The sequence below is a fragment of the Xanthomonas arboricola pv. populi genome (genome assembly GCF_002939945.1).
GTDB lineage: Bacteria > Pseudomonadota > Gammaproteobacteria > Xanthomonadales > Xanthomonadaceae > Xanthomonas > Xanthomonas arboricola_A.
Map to the genome: position 1 here is coordinate 204,062 of NZ_MDEB01000007.1, position 9,135 is coordinate 213,196.

10 protein-coding genes, 1 other RNA gene and 3 pseudogenes are annotated in these 9,135 nt (G+C 67.2%); 7 read left to right on the top strand and 7 right to left on the bottom strand.

What is annotated here, in order from left to right:
• Window positions 1-4: 4 nt before the first annotated feature.
• The gene (locus XaplCFBP3123_RS17645; RefSeq protein WP_104535195.1) at window positions 5-220 is read left to right on the top strand and encodes a hypothetical protein; all 216 of its coding nucleotides are present in this window, start codon (window positions 5-7) and stop codon (window positions 218-220) included.
• Window positions 221-266: 46 nt separating this feature from the next.
• Here the strand turns inward: XaplCFBP3123_RS17645 and XaplCFBP3123_RS17650 are convergent, their stop codons facing one another.
• Entirely contained in the window at window positions 267-479 is a 213-nt protein-coding gene (locus XaplCFBP3123_RS17650; protein WP_104535196.1) for a hypothetical protein, read from the bottom strand.
• Window positions 480-827: 348 nt separating this feature from the next.
• On the opposite strand from XaplCFBP3123_RS17650, the gene XaplCFBP3123_RS17655 reads away from it, so the two are divergent.
• Genes XaplCFBP3123_RS17655 through XaplCFBP3123_RS17670 form a run of 4 tightly spaced genes read left to right on the top strand, consistent with a single transcriptional unit; the run spans window position 828 to window position 5,578 of the window.
• Window positions 828-1,577 (top strand): DUF3348 domain-containing protein, encoded by a 750-nt coding sequence (locus tag XaplCFBP3123_RS17655; protein WP_172453345.1) that lies wholly within the window; start codon window positions 828-830, stop codon window positions 1,575-1,577.
• Between the two features lie 10 nt (window positions 1,578-1,587).
• A complete protein-coding gene (locus XaplCFBP3123_RS17660) occupies window positions 1,588-4,260 on the top strand; it encodes a DUF802 domain-containing protein (protein WP_172453346.1) in 2,673 nt (890 codons plus the stop codon).
• Window positions 4,257-4,931: an OmpA family protein gene (locus XaplCFBP3123_RS17665; RefSeq protein WP_104535199.1), complete on the top strand. Its 675-nt coding sequence runs from the start codon at window positions 4,257-4,259 to the stop codon at window positions 4,929-4,931. The genes XaplCFBP3123_RS17660 and XaplCFBP3123_RS17665 overlap by 4 nt, the downstream gene beginning before the upstream one ends.
• Window positions 4,928-5,578 carry a DUF2894 domain-containing protein gene (locus XaplCFBP3123_RS17670; RefSeq protein WP_104535200.1) on the top strand — a complete coding sequence of 217 codons (651 nt, stop codon included), beginning with the start codon at window positions 4,928-4,930 and terminating at the stop codon, window positions 5,576-5,578. Before XaplCFBP3123_RS17665 ends, XaplCFBP3123_RS17670 begins: the two co-directional genes overlap by 4 nt.
• A gap of 11 nt (window positions 5,579-5,589) precedes the next feature.
• On the opposite strand, the pseudogene XaplCFBP3123_RS21865 reads toward XaplCFBP3123_RS17670, so the two are convergent.
• A pseudogene (locus tag XaplCFBP3123_RS21865) lies at window positions 5,590-6,159 on the bottom strand (TonB-dependent receptor plug domain-containing protein); the annotation flags it as partial.
• A gap of 246 nt (window positions 6,160-6,405) precedes the next feature.
• On the opposite strand from XaplCFBP3123_RS21865, the gene XaplCFBP3123_RS17680 reads away from it, so the two are divergent.
• Window positions 6,406-7,143, top strand: a complete 738-nt coding sequence (locus XaplCFBP3123_RS17680) for a DNA/RNA non-specific endonuclease (protein ID WP_104535201.1) — start codon at window positions 6,406-6,408, stop codon at window positions 7,141-7,143.
• 40 nt (window positions 7,144-7,183) lie between these two features.
• On the opposite strand, the gene XaplCFBP3123_RS17685 is transcribed toward XaplCFBP3123_RS17680, so the two are convergent.
• From XaplCFBP3123_RS17685 to XaplCFBP3123_RS17700, 4 genes are all read right to left on the bottom strand, one after another.
• Window positions 7,184-7,260: non-coding RNA, sX9 sRNA (locus XaplCFBP3123_RS17685), on the bottom strand.
• A gap of 153 nt (window positions 7,261-7,413) precedes the next feature.
• Window positions 7,414-7,755 carry a hypothetical protein gene (locus XaplCFBP3123_RS17690; RefSeq protein WP_104535202.1) on the bottom strand — a complete coding sequence of 114 codons (342 nt, stop codon included), beginning with the start codon at window positions 7,753-7,755 and terminating at the stop codon, window positions 7,414-7,416.
• Between the two features lie 54 nt (window positions 7,756-7,809).
• Window positions 7,810-8,043 (bottom strand): DUF1653 domain-containing protein, encoded by a 234-nt coding sequence (locus tag XaplCFBP3123_RS17695; RefSeq protein ID WP_104535203.1) that lies wholly within the window; start codon window positions 8,041-8,043, stop codon window positions 7,810-7,812.
• Between the two features lie 125 nt (window positions 8,044-8,168).
• Window positions 8,169-8,369, bottom strand: coding sequence for a hypothetical protein (locus XaplCFBP3123_RS17700; protein WP_104535204.1), 201 nt, complete (start codon window positions 8,367-8,369; stop codon window positions 8,169-8,171).
• A 176-nt stretch (window positions 8,370-8,545) separates the two neighbouring features.
• On the opposite strand from XaplCFBP3123_RS17700, the pseudogene XaplCFBP3123_RS17705 reads away from it, so the two are divergent.
• Window positions 8,546-8,790 (top strand): annotated as a pseudogene (locus tag XaplCFBP3123_RS17705) (hypothetical protein).
• Here the strand turns inward: XaplCFBP3123_RS17705 and XaplCFBP3123_RS17710 are convergent.
• Window positions 8,746-9,108, bottom strand: a pseudogene (locus XaplCFBP3123_RS17710) (STAS domain-containing protein); the annotation flags it as partial. The pseudogenes XaplCFBP3123_RS17705 and XaplCFBP3123_RS17710 sit on opposite strands and share 45 nt — an antisense overlap.
• Between the last annotated feature and the right edge of the window lie 27 nt (window positions 9,109-9,135).

The window sequence follows — 9,135 nt, forward strand, 5'->3', positions numbered from 1 at the left end:
CGCCATGAACAACTCCCGCCGTCAGTCGATGACCGTGAGCAATCAGCCAGGCAAGCCGCGGTTGTCCGAGCAACGTCTGGCCGCCGATCTGGAAGCGTTCCAGCAATCCGGTGGCGCGATCGAACGTCTGGGCGATACCCCGCTGCGTCGCGACAAAAAGCGCGGCGAGCCCGAGGCCGCCCCCGCTGCGGCGGGCAAACCGGCTGCCGACGCCGGGTAAGCGCGCGGCGTCTGTCGGTGCAGCCGGCCCGCCGCAACCTTGCGCACTACAACAGCTGCGCGCGATCGATCGCGCCGAGCCCTTGCGCCAGCGATGCCATTTCGTTGGCCAGGTTGATCATGTTGCCGCCGGCCTGTGCTGCGATGGCCATGATGCGTTGATACGCATCCCAGAAGTCCGGTCCACGGCCATAGGCATCGTGGAACCCTTGCAGCTCCAGGACCAGCAGATCGGACACCTGCATGTCGGAGCGGTCCATTGTGTTACCTCGTTGGGGTGTTCCCCGGCCCGCAGCTTATACCCGTTCAGGTGGCGAAACCGGCGCGACCAAAGCGCCGGGGGTTTGAAGCTGAATTGGTCAGAGAGGGTGCCCCAGGCGACATGCCTGCGCAATTTCCGCGGCTGTCGCGCTGGTTGAGCCTGCACATCGTAGGCACCCCACGGCATCGCGGAGTGGCCGGCACCTGCTGCGGAGGAGGGCTGGCTCCCCCGCAGCAGCGCGGCTGAATGCCGCCGGCCCTGCCCGCTGCCAGATGCGTCCAGGCCATCGCCCAAGCGCCGAACCACGCACATTCCCGTGTAAAATGCGCGGTCTTTGACCGGACCAATGGCGAAAGCTGCTCCACGGGCGCCCCTGTCGGGCCCGGCGTTCATTCGCCTGCTCGCTCGCCTCACCGATGCCCACGTTGCCCAGTCCAACCATGCGCTCGCCGACCGGCTCAGCCAATGGATCGACTGGACGCGTGCGGTCGCCGTGTCCAAGGCGCTGGATGGCAAGCTGCCGGAGATCGAACCGCTGCCCGAGACGCGCCGCCTCGACGTCGAGGCCTGTGCACGCGTGCGTACCGGCTTGGCGACCAGCAGCGTGGTCGATCTGGATGCCGTGCTCGCGCGCGTACGTCGCGATGCCCGCAACGCCGCCGCTGCCGACAGCGACGCAGCGACAGCGGCGCCTGTGCTCGACTATGCCCCATTCCGCCAGCACTACCTGGCCATGCAACGCGCGATGCGCACCGCCACTGGCGACCTGCGTGGCCGCCTGCGCGACATGCTGGCCCTGGAGTCCGGGCAGATGGCGCGGCTGGCCGAGGTGGATGCGGTGATGGAGCTGACCTTGAGCCCGCGCGAGCAGACCCTGCTGAATCATGTGCCGACCCTGCTCGGTGCGCATTTCGAGCGTCTGCGCGATGCCGCGCAGGCGCCAAACCCGCCACCCGACGGCGACGCCGCGCCACGCGCGGTCTCCGACGGCTGGCTGGATGTGTTTCGCAAAGACATGCAGAGCGTGTTGCTCGCCGAACTGGATGTCCGTTTTCACCCGATCGAAGGCCTGCTTGCAGCGCTTCGTACCCGCTAACTGGGACCTCATGTTCAGAACTCTCGTTCACCTGTGTGTGTTTGTCGTCGGCCTGTTGGCGGTTTGCTGGGTCGGCATCGGTTATCTGGGCTCCAATCCGCTGGGCGCCTGTGTCGCAGCGGTGATCGGTGCCTGCTATGTGGCCGGCGCGCTGGAGCTGTATCGCTATCGCCAGGCCAGCGCCACGCTGGACGATGCCGTTGCCGCGCTGACCACCGCACCAACGGCATTGGGCGAATGGCTGGAGCGCCTGCACCCGAGCCTGCGCAACGCGGTGCGCCTGCGCATCAAGGGCGAGCGCGTGGCGTTGCCGGCACCGGTGCTGACACCGTACCTGGTTGGCCTGCTGGTGTTGCTGGGCATGCTCGGCACCCTGCTCGGCATGATGGCCACGCTCAAAGGCACCGGCTTCGCATTGCAGAGCGCCACCGACCTGCAGGCCATTCGCGGCTCGCTGGCCGCACCGGTGGAAGGCCTGGCGTTTGCGTTCGGCACCTCGATCGCCGGCGTTGCGAGCTCCGCAATGCTGGGGCTGTTGTCGGCGCTGTGCCGGCGCGAACGGCTGCAGGCAGTGCAGCGGCTGGATCTGAAGATCGCCTCCGAGCTGCATCCGCATTCGGACGCGCACCAGCGTGGCGAAGTGTTCAAGTTGCAGCAGCAGCAAAGCGCACTGATGCCGACGCTGATCGATCGCCTGCAGACGCTGATGAGCGGCATCGAGCAGCAGAGCATCGCCGCCGATGAACGCCTGGCCGCGCAGCAGGCCGAGTTCCACGCCAGCAGCGAAGCGGCCTACGCGCGCCTGGCCACGTCGATGGAGCATTCGCTGCAGGCCGGCGTGGCAGAAAGCGCACGCGCGGTGGGCGCGGCCTTGCAGCCGGCGATGGAAGCGACCATGACCAGCATCGCGCGCGACACCGCCGCCCTGCACGAGCGACTCACCCACGCCGTGCAGCAGCAACTGGACGGCATCACCAGCGGCTTCCAGCACAGCGCCAGTGCCGCAGCCGCGCACTGGACCACCGCGCTCGCCGCGCAGGAGCGCGCGCAGCAAGCGCTCGACACGCAGCTGCAAAACACGCTGGAGCAGCTCGCACAACAGGCCGCTGCGGTGCAGGACGGCGTCGGCAGCGCCGTGCAGCAGCAACTGCACGCGCTCAACGACGGCTTCCAGCACAGTGCGCAGACCGCCGCCGAGCACTGGCAGGCCGTGTTGGCCGCGCAGGAAGGTGCGCAGCATGCGCTGACCGAGCAGCTGCAGGCCACGTTGGCGCAGATCGATCAGCGCAGTATCGCGGTGCGCGATGGCGTGACCCACGCGGTGCAGCAGCAGTTGAACGCGCTCAATGACGGGTTTGACCGCAGCAACGCCGCCACTGCCGATCACTGGGCAGCGGTGCTCGCCGAGCAGCAGCGCGCAAGCGCAGCGGCGACCGCGCAGTTGCACGCCACGCTCGACCAGCTCGCCCAGCAGACCACCGCGCTGCAGGACGGCGTGCACCAGGCCGTGCAGCAACAACTCGATGGCCTGAGCAGCGGCTTCGAAACCAGCACCGCGGCTACAGCCGCCACCTGGACCGCGGCAGTAGCCGAACAGCAACGCGCAAATCAGGCGCTGACGCAGGAATTGCAGAGCACGCTCACACAGTTCGCCAGCACCTTCGATGCACGCGCCAGCGCCCTGGTCGATGCGGTGTCCAGGCGCATGGATCAATCCAGCAGCGAGACGGCCAGCGCCTGGAACGCCGCGCTGGCGCAGCAACAGGATGCCAGCGCCGCCTTGGCGACCCAGCACCAGAACACACTGGCGGCCGCCACCGCCAGCTTCGACACGCATGCCGCCGCCTTGGTCGGCACGCTGCAGCAATCGCACACCGACCTGCAGGCCGCGCTGGAAGCGCGCGATTCCCAGCGCCTGGCGCTGTGGAGCGAGCGCTTCACCGCGATGAGTGCGGAGCTGAGCACGCAGTGGGAACGCACCGGCGAGCGCGTCACCCAGCAACAGCAGGCGATCTGCGACACCCTGGCCAGCACCGCCAGCGAGCTGTCCACGCAGGCGCAGGCACAGGCCAGCGCCACCATCAGCGAGGTGGCGCGCCTGATGCAGATCGCTTCCGAAGCGCCCAGGGCCGCCGCCGATGTGGTGGCCGAGCTGCGCCAGAACCTGTCCGAAAGCATGGTGCGCGACACCGCCATGCTGGAAGAACGCAGCAAGCTGCTCGCCACCCTGGATACCTTGCTCAACGCGGTCAATCACGCCTCCACCGAACAACGCGCAGCGGTGGATGCGCTGGTCACCACCTCGGCGGACCTGTTGCAGCGCGTGGGCACCCAGCTCACCGAGCAGATCGGCAGCGAGACCGGCAAGCTCGGCGCGGTGGCCGCGCATGTCAGCGGCAGCGCGGTGGAAGTGGCCAGCCTGGGCGAAGCGTTCGGCGTGGCGGTGCAGCTGTTCAGCGGTTCCACCAGCGAGCTCAACGAACGCCTGCAGTACGTCGCCACCGCACTGGACGCCTCGCTCGCCCGCAGCGACGACCAACTGGCGTATTACGTGGCGCAGGCGCGCGAGGTGGTCGACCTCAGCATGCTGTCGCAGAAGCAGATCATCGAAGAGCTGCGTCAGCTCGATCGCGGCCGCAACGATGCCGGTGAGGCCGCTGCCGACGAGGCCAGCGCGGCATGAGCGACGAGATCGACATCGACGGCGACTCGGGCACACCGATCTGGGCCGCCTTCGGCGACCTGATGTCGGTGCTGCTGGGGACGTTCGTGCTGATCCTGGTCGGGGTGATCGGCGTGCAGCTGCAGCTGTCCAGCCGCCTGGATGAAGAGGTCAGGCAGCGCCAGGCCGAAGCGCAGCGCCGCAAGACGCTGGAGCAGGCGCTCGCCGCGCCCCTGGCCGCCGGCCGCGTGACCCTGGTCGATGGCCGCATCGGCATCCGCGGCAATGTGCTGTTCGCCTTCAATTCCGATCAGTTGCAGCCGGAAGGCCGTGAGGTGCTGAAGACACTGGCCGCGCCGTTGACCGACTACCTGGCCGCGCGCGAGGAGATCCTGATGGTCAGCGGCTTTACCGACGACCGCCCGGTGCTGGGCGGCAACCGTCGCTACGCCGACAACTGGGAACTCTCCGCGCAACGCGCACTCACGGTGACGCGTGCATTGATCGCCGAAGGCGTGCCGGCCGCGTCGGTGTTCGCCGCGGCCTTCGGCTCGCAGCAGCCGGTGGATTCCAATGCGGACGAAACACGCCGCGCCAGGAACCGCCGCGTGGAGATCGCGCCGATCGCGCGCCCTTCCACGTCGCGTGCGTCCTCTGCCGCCAAGCCCACAGCGGCCGCAGGCACGCGATGAGCACGCAGGCGACATCCGCGCATGCGCGCCTGCAGCGCTGGCGCAACCAGGGTGCCGACCAGCTGGATCCGGTGCGTTTCCACCTGATGGAAACGCTGGCCGCGCGTGCCGGCACCCAGGCCGATGCAGTGCGCCAGGTGCTGGAAGAAAAGCTGGGCACGCTGGTCGATGCGTATGCGGCAACGGTGAAGCAGGCGGCGCGCCGTCGTGTCTCCTGCGATGACGCACAGCCGTCGCAACGCAGCGCGCTGGGCGCACTGGCCGACCGGATGTCAGGCCATGCCGCATTGATGGAAGTGGACAGCAGAAAGACCGCCACTGCCGACGCCACGTCGTTTCCCGAGCTGCCGGCGCTGGAGGATTTCCGTCGCACCTGGACCACGGTGCGCACCGCCAGCCAGGTGCGGCAGTCGCTGCAGGACGCCCCCAAGGACGCCGGCCCGCTCAATTCCAGCGTGCTGGTGCATCGCTGCATCAGCCTGATGCGCGAGTGCTCACCGGGCTATCTGCAGCACTTCCTCGGCTATGTCGATGCGCTGTCGTGGCTGGAACAGCTGCACAACGGTGGCGCGTTGGCCAGCGAGGATGCCGCACCGGTGGCGCCTGGCAAGAAGCGCAGCAAGCGTCCGTCCACGCGGCGCAGCTAGGTTATCGGGCTCTTGTGCATGACATTCAGCCGATAGGCCAGGTTGTCGCGCAGCGAGCCGGTGCTGTCGACCGCAGCGCGATAACTGTCGAAGCGCCCTGCCGACAGATCCACGCTGTGCTGCGGCTGAAACAAGGGCTGCTTGGTAACGATATTGACCGCCCCGCCCCGCCCGGCTCGCCGCGTCCGTACAACGCCCAGGCCGGGCCCTTGATCATCTCGATGCTCTGCGTGTTGGCCGCATCGCGCAGGCCGTAGCCGCGGCTGGCGTTGAAGCCGTTGACCATGTAGTCCGAGCCGAAATTCGGGTCGCCGGTGAAGCCGCGCCTCGAGTCGCTGTCCCACAGACCGCCCAGGTTGCTGGCCTTGGTGATGCCGCTGGCCATCTCCAGCGCACCAGCCGGATCGGTGACGCCGGCATCCTTCGAGCAGGGTCTGATCCAGCACGCGCGCACTGATCGGCAGATCGCGCAGCGGCGCATCGGTTGGTGGCGCAGGCAAGGGGCCGACACCCGCGCAACTCAACACGCTGCGCAAGGGCAGCGTGTGCGGCAGAAGGCGGCGCGGCGTGCACACGGACATCGGGCAGAACTCATGACGCGATAATGTGCGAAACGCATCACACCTCCACCGAAAAAAATGGGCCGAGCGCACGTTCCTAACGCGTGCGTCACCACCAAGAAACATTTGCATGCGATAGCTGTCCCGCTCGCTGAACACCGAGCCAACTGTCCCCCTTCCAGCGCGCGTTCCGCTGAGCGTCGATCTGCTCACCAGCAGCCGGCGGTGGCTTCGTGCGTCCGATTGATTTCCAGGAGATTCACTCCCATGCGCTTCCGGACTTTCTTTGCCGTTGTTCTTCTCACCGCTTTCAGTGCCATAGCCCAAGCCCAGGTCGTCACGCTCAACAAGGGCGGTTACACGCTGAGCTACGACTGCACCAACCACACCGCGCTGCGCTACGAATACGTCCTGCAGGCCGATACCGGCTCGGCCGCGCGCCCGTCCAGCTTCAATCTGGACACCGAACTGCCCAGCGGCTGCGCAGGTCAGACCTCCACCAATTCCTATGCCAGCGTGCGCTCCGGCTACGATCGCGGCCACCTGGTGACGTCCAACCACATGGATTACAACGCGACCTACATCCGTCGCGCCAACCTGATGTCCAACATCGTTCCGCAGGTGGCCAGCTTCAACCAAGGCATCTGGGTGCGTGCCGAAAACGTGGCCGAGTGTTACCGCGATATCGCCAGCGTGCAGGTCTACGGCGGTGTGATCTACAGCGACACCAGCAACGATTACTTTCTGAGCAGCCACGGCATCCGCACCCCGGATTTCTTCTGGAAGACGATCATCACCGCCAACCCCGGCGGCGGCACCCGTGCGATCAGCTGGCTGATTCCCAACAGCGCCAGCCTCGGCTCGCTGGACAGCTACATCGTCAGCATCGACGAACTGGAAGACCTCTACGGTGCCAGCACCATCGGCATCACCGCACCGGCCGCCGTCAAGGCCATGCTACCCGCCACCACCTGGCCGCAGCCGAGCGATTGCGACCTGGGCTGAGAGTGGCCGCCCACTCCTTTTAGCCACGTTGATTGAGAGCGGCTGACAAAACGTCGCGGGCGGTCGTCAGGTGGGTGCGAACGACGCGCTCAAAACCGACATGTACGAGTGGTACATGCCGATGCCGAGCACCGACCGCGCCCGCCTGGCGGCCACGCAGCAGGTTTGTTAGCCGCTCTACATCGCCGGGCGTTTGATCCAGCAGACAAGGCCCGGGATTCCCGGGCCTTGTCGTTGCAAACGGCAAGCGTCGCACGCTGTAGCGAGTCCTCAGGTATCGGGCGTAGCAAGCGACGCAAACCAGTTGGCGTAAGGCGTGTTCTTGACCAGATGCCGATTGAAGTCTTTTGCGCCATCGCTCCACCACACCGGGCCGCGCTCTCCCAAGGCCGTCTTGGCACGATCGACCGCTGCACGCGCCGCGGCCAGCCGCCCGACATCGTCGTCGCGCTTGGCCGCCTTGACCGCGCGTCGCGCGTCCATCAACGCGCTGACCAGCCCGGCACGGACGTGCTCGTGCAGATGCGGGTTGGCGGTGCGCCAGAGCCGGCCACGCACGATCAGATAACGGCCATCGGGCGTGATGACGGGCGCGGCAGCGGCGGCCGTCATTGCCATCGCGCCGGCTGCCGGTAAGCACGTAGCGTCGGACAGACCAGGACGCGCCTACGCGACCCGCGCGAAGCGGGGACGGGCAATGCCCTCCACCTCGACCTGCGCGACGAACATCGCATACGGTCGCACCCATAGACCGATGTCGCTGTCCAACGGACGATAGAGCACCAGCGGGGCCAGCGTTTCGCTGCACCGCACGACGCCGAGCACTTCATAAAGGCCGCCCTTGAAGTGGCGGTACTGGCCCAACGCGATGCTGGGCAAGGGCGACAGGGAGGTATCCATGGACGTCACAGGATGGGCAAGCCTCCAGTCTAGGCAGCATGGCCGGCCGCAGCCAGCACCTGCCGCACAACCGGCGGCGTTGCCGGGCTCAACGATGCACAGCCGCGTGCAACGCTGCGACGCGCTTACTGGTCTTCGTCTTCGTCGTCTTCCTCGCCCAGGTCGTCATCGTCCTCCACCGGGTCTTCGATGCCATCGTCGTCATCGATCTCGCTGTCCTGCGCAGGCCCTTCCTGGATCGGCGCGGTGTCCCTGCCCGGCGCCTTGACGCCATTGGGCGGGGTGGGATCGTCTACGCCGCGGTTGCCGCTTTCGTCATTGCTCATGGTCAGCTCCAGCAGTAAAAGACCGCACAGCCACCCTCCTCCCGCCGATGTGACGCGCACGTGTGTCCTGCACGATCGCAATGCCCCCCAGCGGCCACGCGTGCGGCGAACGAGCGCGACTGCATCCGGCCGACGCCTGTGGCCGTACTGATGGGAACGCCCATGGAGTCACCAGCATGCCGAGCCTGATCTGCGACCTGGAAGACCTGCTCGCCGCCTGGAAGGCCGAGGCCAGAACCTTCGATGCCTGCGACATGCCGGCCTCCGCGCTGGCCTTCCGCGACTGCCATCGTCGTCTGTCCGCGTTGATGGACGAACATGCACGCCACACGGCGGCACTGACGGCCGAGCTGGCTGCGCACGAGCAGCAGACTCGGTGACCCAGCTGCAGGCGCGCTCCATCGCGCCGATGGGTTCCTAGGGTTTCGATCAGCGTGCCGCTGGCCTGATTCACGCCGACCACCGCGACCCCGGCGCCGTGCGCGCGCAGCTTGAGCACCACCCGATCCAGCGCCGCCACCGCGCTGATGTCCCACAAGTGCGCGTGGGTCAGATCGATCAGCACCGTCGGCGGCGCGCCCGGAAAATCGAAGCTGGCCACGAACTGCCCGGCCGATGCAAAGAACACCTGGCCGCGCACCGCATACACGCGCACCCCGTCGTCACGCTCGCTGGCCTGCACCTGCAACATGCGCCCGACCTTGCGCGCAAAGGACAGCGCCGTCAGCACCACGATGGCGACCAGCGGCGAGGGAATCGCCGTGGT